Origin of the sequence: Ureibacillus thermosphaericus (genome assembly GCF_002370195.2) — a bacterium.
In the GTDB taxonomy this organism is placed as follows: domain Bacteria; phylum Bacillota; class Bacilli; order Bacillales_A; family Planococcaceae; genus Ureibacillus; species Ureibacillus thermosphaericus.
The window spans coordinates 339,140-365,196 of sequence record NZ_AP018335.1 but is presented as its reverse complement, the minus strand read 5'-3'; the positions used below and the strand labels follow the sequence as shown (position 1 = coordinate 365,196).

General features: G+C 36.3%; 22 protein-coding genes and 1 riboswitch. Of the genes, 16 read left to right on the top strand and 6 right to left on the bottom strand.

The genetic code is table 11. From position 1 onward, the window contains the following. Positions 1 to 215: 215 nt before the first annotated feature. Complete coding sequence (locus tag UtA1_RS01730) at positions 216 to 1,880, top strand: amidohydrolase (RefSeq protein ID WP_096549853.1); 1,665 nt, start codon at positions 216 to 218, stop codon at positions 1,878 to 1,880. 55 nt (positions 1,881 to 1,935) lie between these two features. On the opposite strand, the gene UtA1_RS01725 is transcribed toward UtA1_RS01730, so the two are convergent. Next, positions 1,936 to 2,580, bottom strand: coding sequence for a glycerol-3-phosphate acyltransferase (locus UtA1_RS01725; protein ID WP_016837658.1), 645 nt, complete (start codon positions 2,578 to 2,580; stop codon positions 1,936 to 1,938). A gap of 145 nt (positions 2,581 to 2,725) precedes the next feature. Next, positions 2,726 to 2,833, top strand: a riboswitch (SAM riboswitch). Between the two features lie 112 nt (positions 2,834 to 2,945). Between UtA1_RS01725 and UtA1_RS01720 the strand changes: the two genes are divergently transcribed. From UtA1_RS01720 to UtA1_RS01710, 3 genes are all read left to right on the top strand, one after another. Next, a complete protein-coding gene (locus UtA1_RS01720) occupies positions 2,946 to 4,247 on the top strand; it encodes an O-acetylhomoserine aminocarboxypropyltransferase/cysteine synthase family protein (protein ID WP_096549852.1) in 1,302 nt (433 codons plus the stop codon). Positions 4,248 to 4,869: 622 nt separating this feature from the next. Continuing rightward, complete coding sequence (locus UtA1_RS01715; protein WP_096549851.1) at positions 4,870 to 5,259, top strand: hypothetical protein; 390 nt, start codon at positions 4,870 to 4,872, stop codon at positions 5,257 to 5,259. 289 nt (positions 5,260 to 5,548) lie between these two features. Beyond that, positions 5,549 to 6,535, top strand: coding sequence for a homoserine dehydrogenase (locus UtA1_RS01710; RefSeq protein WP_016837661.1), 987 nt, complete (start codon positions 5,549 to 5,551; stop codon positions 6,533 to 6,535). Between the two features lie 281 nt (positions 6,536 to 6,816). On the opposite strand, the gene UtA1_RS01705 is transcribed toward UtA1_RS01710, so the two are convergent. Continuing rightward, entirely contained in the window at positions 6,817 to 7,047 is a 231-nt protein-coding gene (locus UtA1_RS01705) for a DNA-binding protein (RefSeq protein WP_096549850.1), read from the bottom strand. Between the two features lie 176 nt (positions 7,048 to 7,223). On the opposite strand from UtA1_RS01705, the gene UtA1_RS01700 reads away from it, so the two are divergent. The 6 genes from UtA1_RS01700 (at position 7,224) to UtA1_RS16930 (ending at position 12,648) form a co-directional block, all read left to right on the top strand. Then, a complete protein-coding gene (locus UtA1_RS01700; protein ID WP_096549849.1) occupies positions 7,224 to 8,144 on the top strand; it encodes a DMT family transporter in 921 nt (306 codons plus the stop codon). 127 nt (positions 8,145 to 8,271) lie between these two features. Next, a complete protein-coding gene (locus tag UtA1_RS01695; protein ID WP_096549848.1) occupies positions 8,272 to 8,964 on the top strand; it encodes a response regulator transcription factor in 693 nt (230 codons plus the stop codon). Further along, positions 8,942 to 9,097 (top strand): hypothetical protein, encoded by a 156-nt coding sequence (locus UtA1_RS16935; protein ID WP_172597806.1) that lies wholly within the window; start codon positions 8,942 to 8,944, stop codon positions 9,095 to 9,097. The genes UtA1_RS01695 and UtA1_RS16935 overlap by 23 nt, the downstream gene beginning before the upstream one ends. 12 nt (positions 9,098 to 9,109) lie before the next feature. Continuing rightward, on the top strand, positions 9,110 to 11,305 hold the full coding sequence (locus tag UtA1_RS01690; protein ID WP_096549847.1) for a sensor histidine kinase: 2,196 nt from the start codon (positions 9,110 to 9,112) through the stop codon (positions 11,303 to 11,305). Between the two features lie 212 nt (positions 11,306 to 11,517). Next, complete coding sequence (locus UtA1_RS01685) at positions 11,518 to 12,348, top strand: undecaprenyl-diphosphate phosphatase (RefSeq protein WP_016837667.1); 831 nt, start codon at positions 11,518 to 11,520, stop codon at positions 12,346 to 12,348. A 153-nt stretch (positions 12,349 to 12,501) separates the two neighbouring features. Beyond that, positions 12,502 to 12,648: a hypothetical protein gene (locus UtA1_RS16930; RefSeq protein ID WP_172597805.1), complete on the top strand. Its 147-nt coding sequence runs from the start codon at positions 12,502 to 12,504 to the stop codon at positions 12,646 to 12,648. Between the two features lie 521 nt (positions 12,649 to 13,169). Here the strand turns inward: UtA1_RS16930 and UtA1_RS01680 are convergent. Both UtA1_RS01680 and UtA1_RS01675 read right to left on the bottom strand, forming a co-directional pair. Further along, positions 13,170 to 13,586 (bottom strand): hypothetical protein, encoded by a 417-nt coding sequence (locus UtA1_RS01680; protein ID WP_145986152.1) that lies wholly within the window; start codon positions 13,584 to 13,586, stop codon positions 13,170 to 13,172. Between the two features lie 3 nt (positions 13,587 to 13,589). Next, positions 13,590 to 14,387: a TIGR00266 family protein gene (locus UtA1_RS01675; protein WP_016837669.1), complete on the bottom strand. Its 798-nt coding sequence runs from the start codon at positions 14,385 to 14,387 to the stop codon at positions 13,590 to 13,592. A 172-nt stretch (positions 14,388 to 14,559) separates the two neighbouring features. Between UtA1_RS01675 and UtA1_RS01670 the strand changes: the two genes are divergently transcribed. The 3 genes from UtA1_RS01670 (at position 14,560) to UtA1_RS01660 (ending at position 19,664) form a co-directional block, all read left to right on the top strand. Then, positions 14,560 to 16,038 (top strand): aldehyde dehydrogenase family protein, encoded by a 1,479-nt coding sequence (locus UtA1_RS01670; protein ID WP_096549846.1) that lies wholly within the window; start codon positions 14,560 to 14,562, stop codon positions 16,036 to 16,038. Between the two features lie 21 nt (positions 16,039 to 16,059). After that, positions 16,060 to 17,229, top strand: a complete 1,170-nt coding sequence (locus tag UtA1_RS01665) for a saccharopine dehydrogenase C-terminal domain-containing protein (protein WP_096549845.1) — start codon at positions 16,060 to 16,062, stop codon at positions 17,227 to 17,229. A gap of 266 nt (positions 17,230 to 17,495) precedes the next feature. After that, complete coding sequence (locus UtA1_RS01660) at positions 17,496 to 19,664, top strand: beta-propeller domain-containing protein (RefSeq protein WP_096549844.1); 2,169 nt, start codon at positions 17,496 to 17,498, stop codon at positions 19,662 to 19,664. 377 nt (positions 19,665 to 20,041) lie between these two features. Here UtA1_RS01660 and UtA1_RS17565 read toward each other — a convergent pair whose 3' ends face one another. After that, on the bottom strand, positions 20,042 to 21,442 hold the full coding sequence (locus UtA1_RS17565; protein WP_096549843.1) for a polysaccharide deacetylase family protein: 1,401 nt from the start codon (positions 21,440 to 21,442) through the stop codon (positions 20,042 to 20,044). Between the two features lie 118 nt (positions 21,443 to 21,560). Here UtA1_RS17565 and UtA1_RS01650 point away from each other — a divergent pair, with 118 nt between their 5' ends. Further along, the gene (locus UtA1_RS01650; protein WP_096549842.1) at positions 21,561 to 22,310 is read left to right on the top strand and encodes a threonine/serine exporter family protein; all 750 of its coding nucleotides are present in this window, start codon (positions 21,561 to 21,563) and stop codon (positions 22,308 to 22,310) included. A gap of 12 nt (positions 22,311 to 22,322) precedes the next feature. Continuing rightward, a complete protein-coding gene (locus UtA1_RS01645; RefSeq protein WP_016837675.1) occupies positions 22,323 to 22,802 on the top strand; it encodes a threonine/serine exporter family protein in 480 nt (159 codons plus the stop codon). Positions 22,803 to 22,853: 51 nt separating this feature from the next. Here the strand turns inward: UtA1_RS01645 and UtA1_RS01640 are convergent, their stop codons facing one another. Then, complete coding sequence (locus tag UtA1_RS01640; RefSeq protein WP_096549841.1) at positions 22,854 to 24,866, bottom strand: GGDEF domain-containing phosphodiesterase; 2,013 nt, start codon at positions 24,864 to 24,866, stop codon at positions 22,854 to 22,856. 184 nt (positions 24,867 to 25,050) lie between these two features. Between UtA1_RS01640 and UtA1_RS01635 the strand changes: the two genes are divergently transcribed. Continuing rightward, positions 25,051 to 25,962: a DMT family transporter gene (locus UtA1_RS01635; protein WP_096549840.1), complete on the top strand. Its 912-nt coding sequence runs from the start codon at positions 25,051 to 25,053 to the stop codon at positions 25,960 to 25,962. Positions 25,963 to 26,057: the final 95 nt, after the last annotated feature.

Genomic DNA, 26,057 nt, shown 5'->3' with positions numbered 1-26,057 from the left:
ACCTGTACCGTAAGCCGACGTGTTTTGTGGGGCACTTAATGATAGTAAGAAATAGATCGATTATTCATTCCCTTATTTTACCAGTTAATATATGGTTAAAACTTTACAGTAATTGAACAATTATTGAACTTGTATCAATACATAAAATGTATTCATTATTGAAAAATGAATATCCTATATTGAAATAACGTTCCTAAAGAAGCGAGGTGGTATACATGAAAAGACGTATTTTCATCGTACTTCTCGTGTTATTGTTGGTAGCTTTCCATTTCAAACCAATTGTTGCAGAAGAAGAAATTGTTCAAGCGGATTTAGTAATTGAAAATGTTGAAGTATTTACTGTCGACAAAGTAAACGAGAAAGCAGAAGCCATTGCGGTGAAAAATGGAAAGTTTGTTTATGTAGGAGATCGGGAGGGCGTACAAGCCTATAAAGGTCCAAAAACGAAAGTAATGCATTTAGATAATCAGCTGTTATTGCCAGGATTTGTTGACGGTCATAATTATGCATATTTAAAAGCCGAGAAACTGTATTTATTGGACTTAACCCCTTACTCAAATTTTGAACAATATAAAAGAGCGATTTTAACGTATCGTTCACAAAATCCACAATTAAGGCAGCTTCGTGCTGTTGGATGGAATCAAAATGTGACGGAAGAAGCGAGTCAAAAGAGTGGACAAACTCCGAGAGAATTAATTGATCAACTTGTTTCAGATATCCCGTTTGTAGCTTTTTCAAATCATCGAGACGAGCTTTGGGTTAACTCAAAAGCAATCGAAATTTCAGGATTGGATGTAGAAACAGAAAAACAGGAACAAGGACAAATTGACCTTTTAGAAAAAGGCGAGTTGGGAGTAGTTCAAGGACAGTTCATTAAAGTAGTTATCCAATCTTTGCCTCAACCAGATTTTACAGTAGAACAATATAAGATAGCATTGTTGGAATTTCAAAAAGAAGCGGCAACATATGGAATTACGGCAGTATTTATTCCGTTCCGATACCATTCGGAAAATTTATTAAAAGCTATTGATGAACTTGATCAACAAGGTAAGCTGACGCTTTCCTATGAGTTAGGGTTATACGTAGATCCTTTTAAAGGATTAGAACAAATTGATTCGTTAAAGGAATGGAGAGATAAGTATCAGGGAGAGAATTATAGTTACCAAACGGTGAAATTGTATGGTGCAGAAGTTTTATCAAAAGATGGTTCATGGAATAGGGACAAGTTTTATCAACTGTTGGAATTGTTAGATCGGGAAGGTTTTCGAATACATGTGCAAGCAGATGGGGAATTAGATGAAATTGTAAAGGTGTTTGAATATGTTCGAGAGCATAATGGAAAACAGAATTTCAAGCATACTATTTCCAATATCCCTTTTATGACGAGGGAAAATTTAACCCAATTTCGAAAGTTTGGTCTGATTCCATCTGTTCAGCCATCTCTCTTTTATCACACAATGGGAGTTAAAGAAAAGGTGGAAGAATTAAAAGATTTGCATCGAATGAAAAGCTATTTTGAGCGGGGATTACCAGTTGCATCTTCGAGTAATTATCCTTTTGGCGAGTTGAATCCACTATACGGAATTGAAACGGGAATGACTAGACTTCATGCAAAAGAAGAAAAAAATCTTAAACCATTATGGCCAAAAGAAAGTGCTACGTTGAAACAAATGCTTCGTAGTTACACCATCTATGCGGCAAGACAAATAGGAAAAGAAGAATGGATTGGGAAGATTCGTGTGGGGAAACAAGCAGACTTTATCATATTAGATAAAAATATCTTTAAAATACCTCCTAGTGAGATAAGTGAAGCGAAAGTCGTGTTAACTTATTTTAAGGGAAAAGAAATATATCGTGATAATTCTCATATCGATGAATGAAATAAAAAGAACCTCCCGTAGTTGTTAGGTGTATTACCTTTACGGGAGATTTTTTTTATGCGGTTTCATCTTTCTCTCTTTTAAAAGCTGCGTTGATGGTTGGTTCTGTCCCGAGTTTAATGCGTTTAATGTTTTCTAAATGTAAAATCGTTGCAACCAATAACAGCAATATTACGATGATAAATGGCCAAATAGTTGGTTCAAACAGCAAAGAGTTTATAGCAAAAACGATATACAAAAAGAATACACCGATAATTAAATAGTTGGATAATAAGGAAACTATGACAAGAGCTATCATAGAAAGTAGACCAAATTTCCAATTGATTGCAAGGAAAATTCCGATGAGGGAAGCAGTTCCTTTACCGCCTCTGAAATGCATATGAATGGGAAAATTATGACCTAGAATTACTGCGGCACCTGTCAAATAGAGCAATATTGAGATTTGTTCAGTTTCAAATAGTGTATAGTGATCTAAAAAATATCTTGTTAAGATAATCGCAAAAACTCCTTTTCCGATATCAATGAATCCAACAAGTATGCCGTATTTCCAGCCCAGCGTAAGAGTAGCGTTGGAAGCTCCTGCATTGCCGAGTCCAGCTTCTTTTAAATTCACACCGGAAAGTAATTGTGCTGCATTTGACCCATGAATACATCCAATAAAATAGCCGACAATAAGAAATGTAATCACTGCAGTTATCATTCTATTGGACTCCTTTATAGAAAAGTGCATTTTAATATATTATACTCAATAAAATAAAAAATAGTTTCAAATTTTTTAAAAAATTAGTTGACAGAGTGGCATACTATGTTTTATAGTTAATCCAACGATGGAAATCAAATCAATACTCTTATCAAGAGAGGCGGAGGGACTAGGCCCTATGATGCCCGGCAACCGGCAAGAAAATTGCAAAGGTGCTAAATCCTACAGATCATATTGATCTGAAAGATAAGAGGAGGAAATGTACGTGCATACAACACCCTCTTCTTATATAAGAAGAGGGTTTTTGTTTTACTTCAATGCCTCCTCAAGAAATCCATCAATTATTTATTTAGGAGGAGAAAACGATGTCCGAATTCAAGCCAGAAACGTTATTACTTCACGGTGGCCAACAACCTGACCCTACTACAGGTGCTATTGCTGTTCCTATTTATCGCACAACAGCATATGCATTCAAAGACACAGAACATGCGCGCAAATTATTCGCTCTTGAAGAAGTGGGTAATATTTATTCTCGCATTATGAATCCAACTGTAGATGTATTTGAAAAGCGTGTTGCTTTACTAGAAGGTGGTACTGCAGCTGTTGCTTTATCTTCCGGTCAGGCGGCGATTGCATTCTCCATTTTAAACATCGCTAATGCAGGAGATGAAATTGTTTCAGCTGGTTCCTTATATGGTGGAACATACAACTTATTTGCAAACACATTGCCGCGCTGGGGAATTACTACAAAATTTGTAGATGAAAGAGATCCAGAAAACTTCCGCAAAGCGATTACGAACAAAACAAAAGCGATTTATGCTGAAACGGTAGGAAACCCTAGTTTAAATATTTTAGATATTGAAGCGGTGGCAAAGATCGCTCACGATAATGGCATACCATTAATTATTGACAATACGTTCCCATCTCCATATGGATGCACCCCAATTGAATTTGGAGCAGACGTCGTAATACACTCGGCAACAAAATGGATTGGGGGACACGGTACAACAATCGGAGGAATTGTTGTAGATGGGGGTAAATTTGACTGGACACAAGGTCGATTCCCAGGATTCACTGAGCCCGATCACACATATCACGGAATTCGTTATGGTATTGATACAGCCGAAGCTGCTTTTGCAACAAAATTACGTGTACAATTATTACGTGACTTAGGTCCAACTTTAGGGCCAGATGCAGCGTTTAGCTTCTTACAAGGTTTAGAAACCCTTCATCTTCGTTATGTAAGACATGGTGAAAATGCAGAAAGAATTGTGGAATTCTTGAAAAACCACCCATACGTAGAATATGTGAATTATCCAGGGGATGAAAACTTCCCATCTCACCACCTTGCGAAGAAATATTTAAAAAACGGTTACGGATCAATGGTAACATTCGGAATTAAAGGTGGTCGTGAAGCAGGTCGAGTGGTAATTGACAACGTGAAATTATTCTCTCACGTAGCGAATGTTGGAGATGCAAGATCGCTCATTATTCATCCTGCATCAACAACTCACCAACAATTATCTGCTGAGGAATTAAAAATTGCTGGAGTAGGAGAAGAACTCATTCGCTTATCCATCGGCTTAGAAAATGTAGATGACATTATTGCAGATTTAGATCAAGCTTTAGCAAAAGCTGAGGCAGAATTTAGTGTAAATAAGGCTTAATCATTCGTTCAAGCCCTCTAAGAACCGCTATTGAATCGCTAATAATAGCTGCTCATTTGCGGCTGTTAAAAAATAAAGCATTAAACGCTCCCCATAATAGTCGTTAAGAGAAGAGGTTGCTCATGTACAACATTAAAATCCTCTATGGTCCAAAAGATAAAATGCTCATTTGCAGTGAAAATTTAATAGGAAAGTGCTGCTCATTCGCAGCCGATCCAATTATTCAAAGTTTCTTAAAATAATTGATTGAGTAAGGCTGCTCATTTGCAGTAGATAATTCAAATTTTTCTCAAAGGCGTTTAATCGAAAGGCTACTCATTTGTAGCAAAAATAATTTAATACGATGTGAGTTGTATTCCCATTCGAATACAATTCACATTAATAAATAGGCTGATCTGTCATTTTGGTAGAACCAATCGTTCTCAATTCTAGACACCCCATTTTCGATATATAAAATTAATTCCTAGTAAATTAATTAGGTTACTTGAATTTTTTCGTTTAATCATTTATAGTGTATATAAGAGTTGATTGAATGCCATTGTATTTGGTATTTTCAATAATTCCCCCTAAATGTTTACGGAAAGCCTTTAATGGCTTTCCCCTTTAAAAGGAGTTGAATCCTATGAAAAAGATTTATAGTGCCCAAAATTTTGCGGCTTATATCATATACGAATTAAATGACATGAATACTTTTGTAAATGCAAAATCATTGCAACATTTGCTTGAAATAGTAAAAAAACAGTGGGAAAGTGTTTTTGGATACAGCCCGTATAAAGAGCAAACCTATACGCTTTTAGCACACGGGTATATAGTAAAAGAAGTATACGATGCATATAAAGAATTGGGTGAACAACCAATTTTAGAACCTGCAAAAGAATGGTTTTTAACATATGGGGATTTCCAATTGATAAGAAGACCTTTTGCTGTTCCTGCCTTTTCAGCGGAAGAAGAACGATTGATGAGAAAGATTTTACGTAACTATCAAACTGCATTATTAGTGCATGCATCATGATAAGATGAATGACTGGTCAGTACAATAATATAGTACTGGCTTTTTTATTTTAACGAAAAATGAATCAGTTATGCATATATATGCCCTTCTGAAGAAAACAATTGTCCATCTTGGGTAGAATTCCCTTGAGTTCCTTTGAAATATACGTTAAAATTTCTGTATGTTTCAAAAAATATTGAATTTTTTATTATTTTCATCCGCTGAAGAAAGTGTTTGTGTAGTACGAATTCGCTGCACTCACTATTCAACAATGTAATTTCATGGAAAGAAAGATGGAGGCGAAAAGGAAATGGCAACAATCAAGGCGGCCATCTTAGGATTTGGCACAGTAGGTCAAGGCATTTATCATATATTGAATGAAAAGCGAGAAGATTTACGTAATAAATTAGGTGTCGAACTAGAAGTGGCAAAAATTTTAGTGCGTGACACTACAAAGGAGCGAGTTCCAGGAACGCGACATCTATTGACGGATAGTATTGATGATTGCTTATCTGTTAAGGGGTTGCAAGTTGTTTTTGAAGCCATTGTAGGAGAAGAACCCGCATACACATATTTGAAAAAAGCGGTTATGAATAAATGCCATGTTATAACAGCGAATAAAGTCATGTTTGCAAAATATGGACTTGAATTGCAGGAACTTGCGAAACAAAATGGCGTCTTTGTTGGATTTGAAGCAACAGTAGCAGGCGGAGTACCTGTAATTAAAACTATGAAAAATATTTTGCTTGTGAATGATGTTTCAAAAATACAGGGTATTTTAAACGGTACTTCCAATTATATTTTAACAAAAATGCGTGCGGAAGGATGGTCTTTCGAAGAAGCGTTGAAAGAAGCACAAGCACTTGGATATGCAGAGGCGGATCCATTTATGGATATTTCAGGTCAAGATGCTTTTAAAAAGCTCATGGTTTTATCTGCCCTGGCTTTTGGTGAGCAGCCGAACTGGAATGATGTAAAAGTAATAGGAATCGATGACATTACGCCGGAACAAGTGAAAGAGGCAACTGAAAAAGGACTAAGGTATCGTCACGTCGCAGAAGTGGAAAAGTTAGCAGACGGTACAATTTTTGCCCAAGTTGGACCAATGCTAGTTGATAAAGAACACCCACTTTATCCAATTGACGATGTATTTAATGCGGTTACGATGGAAACAAACTATATCGGAACGCTGACTCTTGTTGGCCCAGGTGCTGGAATGTATCCAACTGCAAGTGTGATGGTAGAAGATTACGCTGAAATTATCGGAAAACGTGCTGGTTTTGTGGTAACAATATAGATTAGTTGCTTCTGGAAATGCTTCTGAAAAACTTTCGGTTTAAGAGGCATTTTATTTCTATAAATCTAAAAGATTATATTCAACCATTCATATGATGAACTTCATCGAAAGAATCAACATTTATATTTTATTTTAAGCATTGAGAATTGTGCTATCTGAAATGATGTCTTAATTTTATGGTAGGGGATGAAGCCATTGAAAGGAAATATAATTGGAGAAAAAATGATCATCCATGTGGGGTTGGATGATCATTTTTTAATATGTTGCATTGGCAACCCTTGTTAATCTTCATCTTTGACGTCAATATCTTCTGGTATAGGCGTGTTCCGCCAAAATTCAATTTCTTTCTTTATTTGCTTTAATTGTTCGTGGTATGTTTCAAATTGAGCGCTATTGATGAGAAATTGTTCTCCATCATGAACTGCTTTAATACGCCCTTCATAAATGTAACGCAGGACCATTTCTTCAGTCATTGAAATATCTTTTGCCGTCTCGCTCACTGTTTTGTACACAACATGACCCGCCTTTCATTTATGATTTCCCTTAAAGAAAATTTCTGACTAATGGTAAGTTTATTTTACAATATTATTATGGGAATCGAAGAGTTTTTAAATCAAAATTCCGATGTTGCCAATTAAAAATTATGATAGCATTACAATAAATTGTATTTTGAGTGGGAGGATATGCAATGAACATATTGAGATATATCTTTGTATTGCTTGCAGCGATGTTTTGGGGAACCGTTGGGACAACCCAAACTTTTTTACAGGAAGGCATTTCACCGATTGCTGTTGCTGGAGTACGATCAGCGATTGGAGGAGGGGTATTACTCATTGCAGTCCTCGGGATGCGAAAAATCAACTTAAAAAAATGGTCTTGGAAATGGACGATTTTAGCTGCATTGACAATTGCTTTATTCCAAAGTTTATTTTTTACGTCTGTTCGTTACACAGGAGTTGCTGTTGGGACGGTCGTTACGATTGGAAGTTCGCCGGTGTTTGCAGGAATTATTGAATGGTTGATTTTTAAACGTCGACCAAGTCGAGTTTGGGGAATTGCCACGTTGCTGGCGATTATCGGTTGCATCCTGTTATTTGTTAATCGTGGAGAAACGACGATTCATCCTCTAGGAATCTTACTTGCCCTATGTGCTGGGTCGATGTTTGCACTTTATACGAATAGCAGCAAGCAATTAACTGAAAGGGAAGAGACGTTACCGAGTGTTGCGTTAACCTTTACGTTATCCGCTATATTTTTACTGCCTTTTTCTCAAAATGGTGTTTCGTGGGTGTTAAATACGCAAAATCTTTGGCCTATGCTCTTTATGGGGCTCTTTGCCACGAGTTTAGCTTACATATTGTATTTAGCAGGTCTTGAGAAAATCAGTTCTTCTTCTGCGGTGACGTTATCGTTAGCGGAGCCTTTAACGGCAGCGTTACTCGGTGTGTTTTTAGTTGGAGAATATTTAAGCCCTACTAGTTGGATTGGCGTAATGTTACTGCTTGGGGGCATATTGGTGCTGACTCTTGGTAGTAGAAAATCGATTAAACAGACGAAAGAAGTAAATTTACAACAGCAAAATGATGTTGTATCTAAAGAGACTACTTAAGGGGGACCTTAAGTAGTTTTTCTTTTCTTTTTGTTGTTCTTCAGAAATTCTTAAGATTTTCCCTAGCAATTTTGTAAGAAACATACTTTATGATAAAACTATAAGAAAAAGAGATGAGGAGATGCGAATGCAACTTACTGTACTTGTAACAGACGATGATCAGGACATTCGTGACGGCATCGAAATTTATTTAAAAAACGAAGGATACAATGTGTTGAAGGCAAAAGACGGAAAAGAGGCTCTCGAAATTCTTTCCAAAAATGAAGTGCATCTGATTATCCTTGATATCATGATGCCGAATTTAGATGGCATTCAAGCAACGTTTAGGATTCGGGAGGAACGAAATATCCCGATTATTATGCTCAGTGCGAAAGCGGAAGACACAGATAAAATACATGGACTTTCAATTGGTGCAGATGACTACATTACAAAACCTTTTCATCCGTTAGAGCTGATAGCTAGAGTAAAATCCCAATTAAGACGATATACCCAACTTGGTACGTACAATGGAGCAACCAATTCGAAAATCGAAGTAAATGGTTTATCAATCGATCGTGAAGCAAAAGAAGTTCGACTCAATGGAGAAATTGTCAAGCTCACCCCGATTGAATATAAAATTACCGAGCTATTGCTCACGAATGCTGGTCGCGTCTTTTCGATACAAGAAATATATGAACGGGTTTGGAACGAAGAGGCGTACAATGCGGAAAATGTCGTTGCTGTACACATTCGAAAAATACGGGAGAAAATTGAAGCAGATCCAAAAAATCCGAGATATTTAAAGGTTGTGTGGGGCATTGGTTACAAAATTGAAAAATAAGTTAGAAGTCGGTTTGATGGGAGCAAGCCTCATTGCATCGATTATCGGCATCATATTGATTATTAGCTTTACGATTCGATTTTTAACAAAAGAATGGAACAACATTATCACGTTCTTTGTCAAGATCTTTTGAGGAGGAAATGTTATGAAAGAAAAAAGTAAAATACTCCTCTCTCTTTTTCTTATATCTTGGACTCTTTTTTCAGTTTTCTTATTAATTACTTATGGATCGCAATATATCGGAAAATCTTACTTTGATTCGAATTCCTTTAAAGGAAATTTAGAAACTTTTAAAAGTGAAATAGGGCGATATGTATTAGATCCGTTTGATGTGGAAGAGGCAAAAAAGCAAATTACTGTAACAAAAGAGGAAATTGAATATCACCGAAATTATTTTGGGTCGCTAACCGATCAAGTGGAAAATATTAAACATCAATATCAAGAACGAATTGAACAAGCTGCTGACGATCCGGAATTGAAAGAATTGCTTCTACAAGAACGGGATCAAAAAATTGAAGATATTAAGAAAAACTTTCAGGATGATAGTCACGTAGAAGAAAAAATTCGAAAGCAAAAAGAGGCAATTATTCACCGGTACGCTGTTTTAGAGAATGAAAATAAAAAGGCGTTTTTAGATGAGTATAATTACTTTGCTTACAGTTTACGAAATATTGAAACGGGAGAAACCTTTCAATCTGGCGATGTGAATGCGGAAGCGGTGTTTAAAGAGAATTTTGGAGATAAAAATTCGTATTTAGTCGTAAACAGTTCAAGAACGATTTCCCCAAATGAATATGACTACACAATTATGAAACCAGAGATGACGATTGAAGGAAAAGTATCTCGTTATGAAGGTACTATCATCATTCCAAAATCGATGATGCAGAATACTCAATTTAAAGAAGATTATCAAGTGTTTATGACTGTAAAAATAATACTTTATAGCATTTGGGCTACTTCTTTATTGGCGATTGTTGGGTTGATGACGGTAGCGAAGCCGTCCTTTAGAGACTTTTTATTTGAAAACCGCTTAAAAGAATACTTTTTAAAAATGCCGATTGACTTACGTATTGCAGCAACGTTATTTGCAATACTGATTACGTCTTTAATATTTGACATTACAGGTAATTTCATCCGGTTCAATTATTATTACATGAATCATGAATGGATTCAAATCGGCATTCATTTAGCAATCGACTTAGTATTAATTTATATTTTTACAAGCATTAGTATTTTGGGAGCACTATGGACTTGGGAATCCGTGAACAATGAAGAAAATATTAAATATGAGTGGAAAAGATCATTAGCTTATCGTTTATCTGACGGCATCCAAGATTTATTTTTATCTCGGTCAATCGGAATACAAGCTTTGGCAATTTTAACGGTTGCATTTTTGGCAGGATTCGGGCTTGCGATTGTTTTCATAGAGCCAATTTTTCTATTAGTTTATGCAATACTGTTTATCTTCATTGCATTACCAGCCTTGATTCTCTTTTTACGAAATGCAGGGTATTTGAATCGAATTATGAAGCAAACGAAAGATATGGCAGAAGGACGTTTGACGAGAGAAGTACAGGTAAAAGGGAAATCACCGCTTGCACAACATGCACAGAATTTAAACGAGTTGCAAGAAGGGGTTCGGAAATCTTTAAGCGAACAGGCGAAAAGTGAACGATTAAAAACGGAATTAATTACAAATGTGAGCCATGATTTGAGAACACCACTCACATCAATTATTACTTATACAGATTTATTAAAAAACCCCAATATTACAGAGAATGAGCGGAAGAGATATATCGAAATATTAGAGAAAAAATCCCACCGTTTAAAAACGCTTATTGAAGATTTGTTTGAAGTGTCGAAAATGTCTAGCGGGAACGTGGAATTAAAAAAAGAACGAATTGATTTAACACAGCTATTACAGCAGGCGATTGGTGAACATAAAGAAGCTTTTGAAAAAGCGAATTTAGATCTTCGCGTTATGTTACCAAATGAGCCCCTTTATGCCTATGTTGACGGACAAAAATGGTGGCGAGTGATTGATAATTTAATTGTAAATGCATTGAAATATTCATTAAAAGGTACTAGGGTATATATTACATTGAAAAAGGTAGATTCAGTTGCTGAATTAGCTGTGAAAAATATTGCAAACTATGAGTTAGGTGATAACGTAGAGGAATTAACAGAACGTTTTAAACGAGCGGATGAGTCGCGTCATACGGAAGGTTCTGGCCTAGGACTTGCCATCGCTCAATCGATTGTGGATATGCATAATGGAAAATTGAGAATTAGCGTCGATGGTGATTTATTTAAAGTTGTTGTGACGGTGACTGCAGAATAATGGAGAGGTTGCGATATGAAATTCGCAACCTTTTTCTTTTATTTCGTTCGTCAATTCAGTTGGAATACTTTAGCGGAAGAATAAATAATGTAGTAAGGGTTATTAAAGATGGAAACCAAAATGGAATTATTACGTTTTTTAAGTGATGGACATTTTAGAAAGTATCGTGTATTGTAAATTGAGTGAAAAGAGAGTAAGGGGAATTACGTCTTATGGAATTCATTGAATTATTAAAAGCACTCATCCTCGGGTTTGTAGAAGGGATGACGGAATTTGCTCCTGTCTCATCTACAGGTCATATGATTATTGTGGATGACCTATGGTTAAAGACGACGGAATTTTTAGGACAGGGGTCCGCAAATACATTTAAAATTGTTGTTCAGCTTGGTTCCATTTTGGCGGTCGTTGTCGTCATGTGGAAACGTATGTTAAGTCTTGTTGGTTTATACAAAATCGATGGACAAGAATATTCGAAACGTTTTAATTTAATGCACGTAATTGTGGGAATTATTCCAGCTGGCGTGTTTGGCGTATTGTTTGAAGATTTTATCGACGAACATTTATTCACAACCGAAACGGTCATTGTTGGGTTAGTTTTAGGTGCTTTCTGGATGATTATTGCTGATAAATTTGGACCAAAACGACCAGCAGTTACTTCATTAGACAAATTATCTTATGGTAAAGCATTTAAAATTGGATTAATTCAATGTCTTTCTTTATGGCCAGGCTTTTCCCGCTCTGGTGCGACGATTGCCGGTGGGGTGATGATGGGGCTTGACCATAAAACGGCATCGGACTTTACGTTTATTATGGCTGTTCCAATTATGGCAGGAGCTAGTGGATTATCTTTAGTAAAAAACTGGGATCAAATTAATCCTGATCATTTTTGGTTTTATGCTGTCGGATTTATTAGTGCATTTATCTTTGCGTTAATTGCTATTAAATTTTTCTTAAAATTAATTTCTCGTATTCGATTAGTACCTTTTGCTATTTACCGTTTAGTGTTGGCAGCGGTATTGATTGCGGTATTATTCGTAATGTAATGAAAATATCCTTTCTCATTAAGTGGGAAAGGGTTTTTTTAATTATTATGACTACAAATAAGTGTAGAATGTACAATTTTGTGTTGTAATGTCATATCCACACGAGTTAGGGTGCCAACAGCACAAGAGTGAGTATTATCCACATGAGTTGGAGTGTCATCCGCACAAGAAGAGGGTGTATCCACACGAGATGGAGTGTCATCCGCACAAGAAGAGGGTGTATCCACACAAGTAGGGATATCATCCGCACAAGAAGAGGAAGTATCCACACAAGTTGAAGTGCCATCCACAGAAGATTAGATCATATCCATTCAAGCTGGGTAAACATTGTAATTAGAGGATTTTAAGCAGGTTGACATCATACTTTGTTCATATAGAATGAATAAAAGGGGAATTTTGGATATTAAATATCACTTTCATTCATAAGGATTCGTTTTCTTTACTTCTATTTTAGGATTGGAGTTGGTAATAAGAATTTATTTAGGATTTATGAAAACAAAGCATCATCAAAACATCTAGGCATCCCACTTTTGGTATAATAAGCGAATGAATACGGAGACCAACTGCTGAGGACGTATCCACACAAGCAGGGGAACTATCCGCACAAGATTAGGGTGTACACAAGGAGATTTAGTTGTAACTTAATTAGTATTCATACCAATTGTACTGGCAGCTCTACTATTAAGAAGGGTTAGAATTATTCGATTAAATTGTGAAATACAGAACGAATAAAATAAAGAAATAGCTGAGAAAAGATAAGGCTTTGATATTCGAATTTAGGGCACTTTCCTTAAATAAGGAGAGGCCCTTTTATTATTAGGTCATATCCACACGAGTAGAGATATCATCCGTACAAGATACGAGTGTATCCACACGAGTAGGGGAGTCATCCACACAAGATTAGCTCCTATCCACACAAGTAAAGAACGATCCGCACAAGATGAAGATGTATCCACACAAGTAGGGGAGCAATCCACACAAGAGTGAGCATTATTCACACGAGATGAGTAACCATCTACACAAGTAGAAATATCATCCGCACAAGTGTAAGTCATATCCACACAAGTTGGAGTGCCATCCGCACAAGATGAAGATGTATCCACACGAGTAGGAGTGCTATCCGCACAAGATGAGAGTATATCCACACGAGTTGAGTAACCATCCACACGAGTAGTGGAGTCATCCACACAAGAGTGAGCAATACACACAACCAACATTAAAAATATTGGAAATTGCATCTTTTAATCATTAAATAAGTTAAATAAACCGCCTATACCGCCTTCACCTTTATCTTTTCCTCCTCCGCCTTGGGAAACAGGAGCTGCTGCGAATACGCGGCTTGCAAGTCTCGAGAATGGTAATGATTGAATCCAAACAGTACCAGGGCCTCGTAAAGTTGCAAAGAAGATTCCTTCCCCACCGAACAGAGCGGTTTTAATGCCACCAACAGCTTCAATGCTATAATCCACTTCTGAAGTCATTGCGACAAAGCAGCCTGTATCGATTCGAAGAACTTCACCTGGCTGTAATTCTTTTTGATGAATGGCACCGCCTGCATGAATAAACGCCATGCCATCCCCTTCAAGTTTTTGCATGATGAATCCTTCTCCACCGAAGAACCCAGCGGAGATTTTCCGTTGAAATTCGATGCCGACGGAAACCCCTTTTGCCGCAGCTAAAAAAGCATCCTTTTGACAAATTACTTTACCATTTAATTTACTTAAATCCATTGGGATGATTTTACCTGGATAAGGAGCTGCAAAATATACCTTTTTTTTCCCCATGCCAACGTTTGTGAAGGTCGTCATAAATAAACTTTCCCCCGTTAGGAGCCTTTTCCCAGCTCCCATTAATTTCCCCATGAATCCTCCACCGCTTTTAGAAGATCCATCACCGAAAATTGTTTCCATTTTTATGCCATCATCCATCATCATTAAGTTCCCGGCTTCAGCAATAACTGTTTCATTCGGATCTAGTTCCACTTCAACGTATTGCATATCATCGCCATATAATTTGTAATCAATTTCATGATTATTCATGTCCTTGCCTCCTTTAGCATTTACTTAATATATACGATATTTTCATACGTTTCCCTTTGGATAAAGTTTCAACTAGTTCAAGACATTTTATGAATTGTTGAGAAAAAAAGGGATTATCGAGAAAATGTTGAATAATAGTACAATAAGTAATTAAAAATATAAGGAGGGTGTTATGGACTTAAAAAACTATATAAATGGCCGTTGGATTGAACAAGATTTAGAAAAAGTTGCAGTCATTAACCCAGCAACAGGTGAGGAATTAGCGAAAGTCCCTCTTTCAACGAAGAATGAAGTGGAAGAAGCTGTTCGTTCAGCAAAACAAGCTCAAAAAGAATGGGCTCTCATTCCAGCTCCTAAACGAGCTGAATATTTATATGAAATTGGTTATAAATTAAAGGAAAAGAAAGAGTATCTAGCTCAAATCCTCACAAAAGAAATGGGGAAAGTGATTGAAGAAGCCCGTGGCGAAGTGCAAGAGGGCATTGATATGGCTTTTTATATGGCGGGTGAAGGCAGACGATTGTTTGGTGAGACGACTCCCTCCGAATTACCAAATAAATTTGCGATGAGTGTAAGAAGTCCCGTCGGCGTTGTTGGCATTATAACACCTTGGAATTTCCCTATTGCCATTGCTACGTGGAAGTCATTTCCTGCGATTGTTGCTGGTAATACAGTTGTTTGGAAACCTTCTACCGAAACCCCTCTCATGGCGTATGAATTAGGAAAAATTTTTGAAGAAGTTGGCCTGCCTGAAGGAGTTGTGAATATTGTATTTGGGTCAGGTTCTACGGTTGGTACGGCACTTATAGAACATCCAGATGTAAAAGTGATTTCTTTTACAGGTTCAAACGAAACAGGACGCAAAGTCGCAGAATTAGGTGGCCGACATTTGAAGAAAGTCTCCCTTGAGATGGGTGGTAAAAATGCCATTATCGTAATGGATGATGCAGATTTAAATTTAGCTGTGGAAGGAATTCTATGGAGCGCCTTCGGTACAACAGGGCAAAGATGTACCGCTTGCAGCCGAGTCATTGTTCACAAAAATGTGAAAAATGAATTGGAAGAAAGGTTAGTAGCAGCACTTAGTAATTTAACGATTGGCAACGGTCTTGATCCGAATGTAAAAGTCGGACCCGTTATTAATCGAGCAGCTTTAGAAAAAATTTATCATTATGTGCAAATCGGCAAACATGAAGGCGCAAGATTATTAACTGGTGGAGAAATTATTACAACACCACCATATAACCAAGGGTTTTTCTTTGAACCAACCATATTTACAGATGTTAATCCTGATATGACCATTGCTCAAGAAGAAATTTTTGGACCGGTATTAAGCATTATTGAGGTAAATAGCTTGGATGAGGCTATTGAAGTCAATAACAGCGTGAAGTTTGGTTTATCCAGTTCCATTTACTCTCAAGATGTAAATCGAATTTTTAAAGCGCAACGAGATTTAGATACGGGGATTGTGTATGTGAATGCAGGTACAATAGGTGCTGAAATTCATTTACCATTTGGGGGAACAAAAGGAACGGGGAATGGCCATCGAGATTCCGGTCAAGCCGCTTTAGACGTATTTACAGAATGGAAAAGCATCTATGTAGACTATAGTGGCAAGCTTCAGCGTGCACAAATTGATACAGATAAATAAAAAGAAAAGGGGATGTTTGGAATGAAAGTAGTAGTGTTAGGTGCAGGACTAATGGGGAGAGAAATTGCGAGAGATTTAAGTGCAAGCGACAAAGTAGAAAAAGTTTATTTAGCAGATTTAGATATTGAAATGGTAAATGATTTTATCAATGAAGCAAATTTACAAAAAATCGAAGCAGTGTATTGTAATGCTGAAGACGAACAACAATTGCGTGATATTATTTCAAAAGGAGACGTGTGTGTTAACGCATTGTTCTATGAGTTTAATGAACGTGTAGCAAATGCTGCAATTGATGTTGGCGTACATTCTGTTGATTTAGGGGGACATATAGGGGAAGTAACAGAAAATGTACTGAAATTAGATGAACAAGCAAAAGAAAAAAATGTAACGATTATTCCAGATTTAGGTTTAGCACCGGGAATGATTAATATTCTAGTTGGATACGGGGCTTCGAAATTGGATAGGGTAGAGTCCATTCAACTATATGTTGGGGGAATTCCGGTAAAACCTGAACCTCCATTAAACTATACTCGCGTCTTCTCCCTTGAAGGTGTCATCGACCACTATACGGAGCCAGCTAAAATTATTCGTGATGGACAATTGGTGAAAGTGGAGTCACTCTCAGGAGTAGAACCTATTTACTTCGATCAATTTGGAACATTAGAGGCATTCTATACTTCTGGTGGAACTTCAACATTATACAAAACATTCCCGAATGTGAAAACTCTTGAGTATAAAACAGTTCGCTATAAAGGGCATGCTGAAAAGTTCCAGTTATTGAGAGAATTAGGATTCTTCGATCGAGATAATGTTGTCAATGTAGATGGTGTCGAAGTGAAAGTACGCAGCGTTGTTCGAGAAGCGCTAAAGAAAAAATTGTACTTAGGTAAAAAACAAGATGCGGTAGTGCTACGAGCAATTATCGTTGGTGAAAAATCTGGTGAGCAAGTCACATACGAATATGAAACGATTTTAAAACGCGACGAAAATTCAGAAGTGACGGCAATGGCACAGGCAACAGCTGGTACGATTGCTTCCGTAGCGATTATGATTGGTGAAGGAACAATTTCACAACGTGGTGTGTTCCCACCAGAAATGATTGTACCAGGTAAAGAGTTTATTGAAAAAATGAATAAACGCGGCGTTATAATTAAAGAAACGTCTCATCGTTCATCGATTGTAAAATGGTAAAAAGGTGTTCTAAAATTATTTGTCTGAATGTTCTGTATAAAGAGCGAATGGAGAAAAGAACGAGTTTTCCCATTCGTTCTTTTGCTTTTTTAACAAGACTTGGATGTCCACTAGAACGTGAAGTGTAATGCTTCACGTTTTTTCTTTTTCTTATTTAATAGCATAAAAAATAAAAGTGGCAAAATTGAAAATTCGTTTAAAATGATGTAACTATATAGAATTTTGGCAGTCTAATCGATAAAAAGAAGAAAAAGGAGTGAAATGGGATGAATAATAAAACCAAGATCTTGGCAAGTGGATTCATTCTACTCGTTTTTGGGGTGTTTCTGAGCTTCATATTGCTCGGAAAAAAGGTTGAAGTAAATGCAGCTTCCGTCGTTTTTTATGGGCAGCCTTATGATGTTCATCTTTCCCATGCATTAGATGAACAGGCAATTCAACGCGGCAAAGTGTACGTTACTGATGAAGATGGAAACAAAGTGGACGCAACGGTTACATTAAGCAAAAACCAACGCACATTAACGGTTGAAAATTTAAAAATAGGCAAATACATTCTTCATATTGAAGATAAATCCTTCCGAAAATCTTCGGTAAATTTAAAGAATCAAAAAATTGAATTTGAAGTGATTGAAAAGTTGGAATCCATAAAGTCCGTTAAAGAATTAGAGGAATACTTCCAAACATTGCTTAATAAGCATAATCAAAACGGAGTTAAATGGGAATTTTTTGAAGAAGAACGTGTTGAGATGAAACAATCAACTGAAGCAGATACTGCTTCAAGTGGAGGAAACCATTCGACAACGAATAATCAAGTCGAAGGTATTGATGAGGGCGATGTCGTTATTACTGATGGCAAATATATTTATACAACTGTAGAACAGCAAATTAAAATTGTTGATGCACAAAATCCGAAAAACTTAAAACAGGTTGCAACGATTCAACTAAAAGGCAACGGCTATCCTCATCAGTTAATGAAAGAAGGAAATTATTTAATCATCTTATTGGATGAATTTGTAGAAGATCCACGAAATAGCCATAAAGAATATTATGGCGGAAAAACGTTTACAAAAGCAGCGATTTATGATGTCAGTGACGCTTCCAAGCCAAAACTGGTAAAGGAATTTGGTCAAGAAGGTTACATGAATGGTGTTCGTAAATATAACGGTGTACTTTACATTGTTTCAAACTATACACCAAATTATTGGATAATGAAAGATGCAGAGGTCGAGCTAAGACCATACATTGTTGAAGATGATGAATCCAACCCTTTGGAAATTGAGAAAATCTCGATTATTCCAAGCTCTACAGAACCATCTTATTCTATTATTTCAGCGATTGATTTGAACAATTTAACATCTAAAGAAGTAAATACTAAAGGATATTTAGGAAGTAGTTCTACTCTATACATGTCTAAAAATGCATTATATTTAACAGCTTTTGATTATGGAATGGCAGTGCCTTTGCCAATCGATTTAAGAGTGACGACTTCTGATTCTGAAACAGAAAAGTCGATAGCTTCTATACAATCAGGTGAGCCAAAAACGAACATTTATAAATTTGCAATTGATGGAACAAATATTGAATTTACTGGGACAGGTACAGTGAAAGGGAATGTATTAAATCAATTCTCTATGGATGAACATAACGGATATTTCCGCATTGCAACAACGGAAGGAGTTGCTTGGGGCAGTCAAGCGAATTCCAAAAACCATCTATTCATTTTAGATGAGAACTTGAAGAAAGTCGGAGAAGTTACAGGTTTAGCGAAAGGCGAACGCATTTATTCCGTTCGTTTTATGGGCGATAAGGCGTATATTGTGACATTTAAAGAGACAGATCCACTCTTTGTAATTGATACGGCAGAACCGAGCAATCCAAAAGTATTAGGTGAATTAAAAATTCCGGGCTTCAGCAACTATTTACATCCGCTTGATGAAAACCATTTAATTGGAATCGGTTATGATACAGAACAACGGATGGATTCATGGTCGAAGGAACCGTTTACTGTAACAAAGGGAATGAAAATTTCTTTATTTGATGTATCTGATTTCGCGAATCCAAAAGAACAAGATATGGTTATTATTGGAGGACGCGGAACTTATTCGGAAGTGCAATATAATCACAAAGCACTCTTTAGAAATGAAGCGTTAAATTATTATGGATTCCCAGTGATATTGTATGAAGAAGGAAAGAATGACGATGTGAAATATAAAGGATTGGGTGCGTTAGTGTACGAAATTACCACGGAGAAGGGGATTCAGTTAAAAGGAAACTTAATTACACCTGCGAAAGCCAATGAATTGTATGAAGATTGGGAATCAAGCATATCTCGTTTAGTGTATATTGATGATGCCTTGTATACAATATCACCGAAAGAAATAAAAAGCTATGATTTGAAAACTTTTGAACCAATTGGACAAATGAAAATCAAATAAGTTCAAAAAATCTGCTCTGGTTGAAGAGCAGATTTTTTATTAAGAAGGGAATATTACAAGTAAATCAACTTGAGTAGATAAGTGATCAGAACTAGCAGAGGAAATATCCAGATGGAATAGACAATCTGCACGAGAGGAGAAAGTATCCACACAAGTAGAGGGATATCCACACAAGCGAAGTATAAATCCGTACCAGTGCGAGTCCTATCCACACGAGGGAGGTAAACATCCGCACCAGTGCAGTCCTATCTACATGAGTGGGAGATGCATCTGCACAAGTAGATAGTACATCACACATGGACACAATCTACCAAGTTGTTTCTACATAAATACAAAAAATCCCCAAGCTTCATCATTGCTAAGGGGATTTTTCATATTCAATGAATGTTTAATATTTCGCTTACCGTCACACATTCATAGCCTTCTTGTTGCAAATATGCTAATACGCTTTCAAGCCCGTCTGCTGTTGACTGATGAATATCGTGCATTAATATGATTGCTCCATCGTGCAAGTTTGCTTTTATGATTGGCAATAATTTATTTGAATCGCGGTATTTCCAGTCGTAAGTATCAATTGTCCATAAAATAACAGGTACATCAATTAAACTTTCAACGTATGAATTAGTAGCACCATAAGGAGGTCTAAATAGAGTAGGATATTCTCCAATCACATCATATATCACTTGACTTGTATAATCGACTTGCCAAGAAACTTGAGAGGTGCTTTGTTTCGTTAATACTGGATGGTTATATGTATGGTTACCAATTTCATGACCGCGATTTAACACTTCATGTACGATATTTTTATGGTTTTCCACTTGTTTTCCAAGCATGAAAAACGTTGCCTTTGCACCGTACTTTTCAAGGGTGTTTAAGATTTGCATCGTCACTTGTGGATGTGGTCCGTCATCAAAAGTTAAAGCTACTTTTTTGCGGTCTGTTTTAGGAGTCACAATAGTTACATTGCTTTTCACTTCGCTTTGGAATGCGGATGCTAAAATAGGATTCAAGTAATAGATTGGGATATTAATCGTTGCAGGACCTGCATGTTCTTCAGCAAGTTCTCCTTGGTTAAAGTAAAATATAACCGATTCGCTCGTTATGGCAAAGCGATTGAAATTATTCCAATTAGGTACTGTTGTTTGCACTAGTTTTTCATCGATTATTTCTTTACCATAATATTCCTTTAGTTCAGCTTGAATGAATTCAGCTAACAAACCTAAATGCCCGATATCTTTGTTTAATAATGTACTAGAATCGATTAACTCTCCGGTTTCTTTATTAAATACAATGGTTTTATAGGTTTCTTTATAAGAAACTCGGTTCAGCGATAGCCGTTTCTTTAATACGATTGAGTAAAACTGATTGTTAAATAGGTGAATTTCTGTGGAGATGTCTAAGTCACCAATCGTTTTTACTTTATTTACATGATTTTTCTCGTTTAGTGAAGTGATATAATCTCGCTTCGAATCTTTTATGTATTTAGTAATCTGTTCATTCACCAGATCAAAAGGTGTTTTTGGGTAATCTATCGAATATGGTATTAAGCTATTCATTGACGATTCGGAAACGATTCGGATTTCCGGAAATTTTGAATCTGTTTCATCAATTAGAGAGGGAATCTCCGGATATTTTGTTGTAGCAGAAACGGTTGGTTTTTGGAATTTAAACTGTCCCGTTATGGAAATTGTAATAACAATAATCGTAGTTAACGCAATGATGGAACCAATCAATATTAAGTCAATCCATGCGCGGCGTTTTGACTTCCGCTGTCTCATCTATGGCTCTCCTCTCTATAGTTATCAAAAGGTGGTTTTATTTAAGTTGAAAAAGATATGTACTTGAGATTTGCCTTTCCGTTCGGTATGATGCAAAGAAGAAAGGGAGAATAAAACAATGGTAAATGAAAAGAATGATGAATTGGCGTTAGATTGCTTATTGTTAGCGGGACAAATTATGATGGAAAGCGGTGCTGAGACTTATCGAGTAGAGGATACGATGCTCAGAATGGCTCGCTCCCAAAATTTAGACGCCCAAAGTTATGTAACACCTACGGGGATTATTCTTTCCCTTGGTAAACAACAAAAAACAAAAATTATATCCATTTCAAGCCGTATTACAGACTTGCATAAAATTGCGAAAGTAAATAATGTTTCTAGGAAGCTTACACTTAAAATAATAACATTAGATGAAGCGTATGACGAGCTAAGAATGATACAAAAAACAAATTATTTTTTGCCAATTTGGTTGCAAATTTTAATGGCTGCCGTATCAAGTGCTTGCTTTTTAATTTTATTTAAAGGGACTTGGTTTGATATGCCAGCAGCTTTTATAGCAGGGGGCACAGGTTACCTTGCATTATTGGCCATTCAACATTTAACGAAAGTGAAATTTTTCTCGGAATTCTTCGCTTCTTTTGTCATTGCGCTCGTGGCATTTTCTACTGTTAAACTCGGTTATGGAAATGAAATCGATAAAATTATCATTAGTGGCGTGATGCCACTCGTTCCTGGGGTATTAATTACAAATGCTGTTCGAGATATGATGGCGGGTCATTTAACCGCTGGCATTGCGAAAGGGACAGAAGCGTTTTTAACGGCTTTTGCTATCGGTACGGGTGTTGCAGTGGTTGTGGCATTTTATTAAGGAGTAATGGATATGGAATATGTAATTCAGTTGATTTTTAGTTTCCTTGCAACAGCGAGTCTTTGTGTGATTTTTAACGCTCCGATTAAAGCGATTCCTTATTGCGGATTAGTCGGGGCTGTTGGATGGATGATTTTTTATAGTGCCTTGCAATTACAATTAACAGAAGTATTCGCTTCTTTTTTAGGGGCTTTCGTTGTCGCAATCTGTGCACAAGGATTTGCAAGAAGATTAAAATCTCCGATGATTGTTTTTATTGTCTCAGGGATTATTCCTTTAGTACCTGGTGGGCTTGCATATAATACATTGCGTTATTTTGTGGAGCAAAATTATACTTTAGGATTGGAAACCGGAATTCGTGCGTTTTTAATTTCAGGGGCAATTGCTATGGGGATTGTTTTTTCTGAAGTTATATTTCAATTATTCGTTCAATTTATGAGGAATAGTCTGACTTCTATGCAATCTTTTAGTCGAAATAAAAGACGACAATAAATGCATTATTTAAAAAGGCTACTCAAAACACTAAGGAGTAGCCTTTTTTATTTAAGAAGATAAAAGCTGAGGTATATTGTCTGCTGTAACAGGTTTACTGATTAAAAATCCTTGTATAGCATCGCATTCATATTGTTCTAACAGTTCTTTTTGTTCATTTGTTTCTACACCTTCAGCTAACACTGTCAAGTTCATGGATTTTCCGAAATGAACAATGCCCTTAATTAAGCGTTGCGTTTTTTCGGATTGCGTAAGTGAATGAACAAAAGTTTGGTCGATTTTTAATGTATTAATTGGTAAAAGTTGCATGTATCGGAATGAAGCATAACCTGTTCCAAAGTCGTCCAATACAAAGGTAATGCCTTCCTCTTCTAATTTACGCATTTGTTGAATGATGGATGTTTCCGCTTCAGCTTCTAATGCAAACTTTTCTGTAATTTCGATTTGTATGAGATGAGCAGGACAACCTGTTTTCGTCAATGTATCTAATATGAATTTTGCCATGTTTTTATCCCTAAATTCTCGAACAGATAAGTTAATCCCTACTTTTAATTCGAGGCCTTGTTTTTTCCATTTAGCTGCTTGTTGACATGCTTCTTCAATCACAAAAGAACCGATATCGTTAATTAAACCAGTTTCTTCAGCAATTGGGATTAATTCGTCGGGACTAACTACGCCAATTTCTTCGTCATCCCATCTCACAAGAGCTTCGACCGCATAAATTTGTCCTGTTTTTAAATCTACTTGTGGCTGATACAATACCTTTAAATTATGCTGATCGAGCGCCATTAACAAACGTTTTTCAATGATGGATTTCCGATTTAATTTTTTATGGGCAGCTTCAGAAAGAGATAATATATTATCTCCACCAGCTTCGCGAACATTAGCAATCGTTGCAAGAGAAGCGTTCATTAATTGAGTAAAGTTCGATTGATCTTGCGGAGAACGAGTAATTCCACCGCTGATTGTAATCGGCATTGCACGATTGCCAAGGTAAATTGGATTTTGTTTTAAATAGGATAAAAATCCTTGGATAAACCATTCGCCAAGGGGAGTAATCACAACAAAATCACTTTCGTTTATGCGAGCGAGTAAACTATCCTGGAAGTAAATTTTTAAGCGTTTCGTGAACTCTAAAATAAAGTTGTTGTCCAGCTCAACATGATGAAGTTCCTTCAACGTGTAGAATTTATCGATACTCAAATAAACGAAGTAAAATTGTTGTTGCTCTGCAATCATTTCTTTTACAACGTTTTCTAAGCGATGGACATTCATTAAACCAGTTTCTGCATCAACGTAAGCAATTTTTTCGAGTTTATGTTGCAATTCTTTTTCATTTGTAATATCTTGCTCTATTAATGTGTAGCGATATTTTTGTTCACTATGAGAATAAGTGGGAATGGCAGTTAAATGAACCCAATAAGTTTCACCGGTTTTTTTCATTTTTTGTACATCGCCTTGCCAAACTTTCCCTTGAGAGATAGTATTCCATATAGTATCTGCTATTTCATGGCTTTCTTCTGTATCAGGGAATAGTTGCCAAAAGCTTTTTCTTAACACTCGTTTTGGCGTCCATTTACTTGTTTTTAAGAATAAAGGATTACAGCTAACAATAAATCCTTCATAATCTAACGTAACCATCATAAAGGATGAGAGAAGCCCACTCTTTAAATCAGATAGTTCTTGGTCCGATTCTCCTAATTGAGAAAATTGTTGTTCTGGCAAGCAATAAAAAACAATGCAACGATTGTTGTTAATCGTGCATGGAATAACGATTACGTCTGCTTTGATAAGCGTTTCATTTTGATGAATCAGTTGTATATGATTTAATCGAATGTATTCTTGAGCATTCAGTATGCGCTGCCAAGTATTTTCAGATAAAGTAGAAAATAATCGTTCTTTTAATGAATCAACACTCTGAAAGTCCTGTTTTGTGTAACCAAAATATTGTTCACATATGGTGTTCCAAGTGATTGTATCTGCACTTACATTTAATGCAAAAGATGGGAAGGGAGCTTTCAGTAGCAAGTTTTCATCATGGCTTTGCGTTATATTAAGGTTCATCCTAATTCCGTCTCCTTGCATACCGTAATTTTATACCATATTTATTATAAATTATTTTGAAGTCAATAGTCACTATTGTAGGACTATCAATTTTTTGACATTAAACAATGATACTAAAATGGGCCTATAAAAATAGTAAATTGTTACAATAATAATTCTATATTATAAAAAGGAAGTTCATGCTATGCAACATTTAAAAGGAATTATATTAATCATCATAGGAGCAATGCTGTGGGGGGCAACAGGGCCACTAACAGAGTGGATTTTAAAAGATTCAGGTATGACGGTGAATTTTTTTCTTACTGTTCGATTGCTTGTTGCTGGAGTAGCGATTTTATCATTTTTACAGATTACCAATAATTCGGTTTTAGCTGTTTGGAAAACAAAATATTGGAGTCGCCAACTTGTTATATACAGCGTAGCCGGTATGCTTGGGCTACAATATTCTTTCACAATGACCATTCAAAGTAGCAATGCGGTTTTTGCAACACTATTGCAGTTTCTAGGGCCACTTTTTATTCTTGCTTATACATCTATTAAAGTTCGAACATGGCCCCCTAAATACCAAATATTAGGTGTTCTTGGTACGCTGCTTGGTTTATTTTTGTTACTAACAAACGCGAAAATTGATCAGTTATTGGTTAGTCGTGAAGCGCTTTTTTGGGGTCTTGTACTAGGAATTACTTTCGCTATTTATACGTTATATCCTGCACGTTTAATGGCAGAGTGGGGGGTTTTACTTGTAGTTGGTTGGGGAATGTTGATTGGTGGAGTCGTGTTAGGAATGGGGTCGTTTATTTGGCAAAGCGATGAATGGGGGTTGCTCTTCGATTTTAAATTATTGTTTTCTATGTTTAGTATCATTTTCTTTAGTACCGCAGCTTTTGTTATGTTTTTAAGCAGCATGAATTATATTAGCCCGGTATTAACGAGTATATTATCCACAATGGAGCCGCTCACTACGATGGTTATTTCGATGATTGTATTTTCAACAAGATTTGGTCTATGGCAAGTAATTGGAATACTTCTTATGTTAGCATGCGTAACGTGGATTTCAGTAGCGAGTGAAAAAGCGGAAAAATACAATAAAAATTAGCATGGTGAATATTTAGTAAGAATTCCATAATAAACTGTTTCTCAAATATTTGGAAGCAATGCACATTGATTAAAATTGAATTGGCGTTGTTTTAT

Coding starts and splice junctions, on each gene's coding strand:
- UtA1_RS01730 (WP_096549853.1), top strand. CDS start 216: ATGAAAAGACGTATTTTCATCGTACTTCTCGTGTTATTGTTGGTAGCT.
- UtA1_RS01725 (WP_016837658.1), bottom strand. CDS start 2,580: ATGATAACTGCAGTGATTACATTTCTTATTGTCGGCTATTTTATTGGA.
- UtA1_RS01720 (WP_096549852.1), top strand. CDS start 2,946: ATGTCCGAATTCAAGCCAGAAACGTTATTACTTCACGGTGGCCAACAA.
- UtA1_RS01715 (WP_096549851.1), top strand. CDS start 4,870: ATGAAAAAGATTTATAGTGCCCAAAATTTTGCGGCTTATATCATATAC.
- UtA1_RS01710 (WP_016837661.1), top strand. CDS start 5,549: ATGGCAACAATCAAGGCGGCCATCTTAGGATTTGGCACAGTAGGTCAA.
- UtA1_RS01700 (WP_096549849.1), top strand. CDS start 7,224: ATGAACATATTGAGATATATCTTTGTATTGCTTGCAGCGATGTTTTGG.
- UtA1_RS01695 (WP_096549848.1), top strand. CDS start 8,272: ATGCAACTTACTGTACTTGTAACAGACGATGATCAGGACATTCGTGAC.
- UtA1_RS01690 (WP_096549847.1), top strand. CDS start 9,110: ATGAAAGAAAAAAGTAAAATACTCCTCTCTCTTTTTCTTATATCTTGG.
- UtA1_RS01685 (WP_016837667.1), top strand. CDS start 11,518: ATGGAATTCATTGAATTATTAAAAGCACTCATCCTCGGGTTTGTAGAA.
- UtA1_RS01680 (WP_145986152.1), bottom strand. CDS start 13,586: ATGCAATTTCCAATATTTTTAATGTTGGTTGTGTGTATTGCTCACTCT.
- UtA1_RS01675 (WP_016837669.1), bottom strand. CDS start 14,387: ATGAATAATCATGAAATTGATTACAAATTATATGGCGATGATATGCAA.
- UtA1_RS01670 (WP_096549846.1), top strand. CDS start 14,560: ATGGACTTAAAAAACTATATAAATGGCCGTTGGATTGAACAAGATTTA.
- UtA1_RS01665 (WP_096549845.1), top strand. CDS start 16,060: ATGAAAGTAGTAGTGTTAGGTGCAGGACTAATGGGGAGAGAAATTGCG.
- UtA1_RS01660 (WP_096549844.1), top strand. CDS start 17,496: ATGAATAATAAAACCAAGATCTTGGCAAGTGGATTCATTCTACTCGTT.
- UtA1_RS17565 (WP_096549843.1), bottom strand. CDS start 21,442: ATGAGACAGCGGAAGTCAAAACGCCGCGCATGGATTGACTTAATATTG.
- UtA1_RS01650 (WP_096549842.1), top strand. CDS start 21,561: ATGGTAAATGAAAAGAATGATGAATTGGCGTTAGATTGCTTATTGTTA.
- UtA1_RS01645 (WP_016837675.1), top strand. CDS start 22,323: ATGGAATATGTAATTCAGTTGATTTTTAGTTTCCTTGCAACAGCGAGT.
- UtA1_RS01640 (WP_096549841.1), bottom strand. CDS start 24,866: ATGAACCTTAATATAACGCAAAGCCATGATGAAAACTTGCTACTGAAA.
- UtA1_RS01635 (WP_096549840.1), top strand. CDS start 25,051: ATGCAACATTTAAAAGGAATTATATTAATCATCATAGGAGCAATGCTG.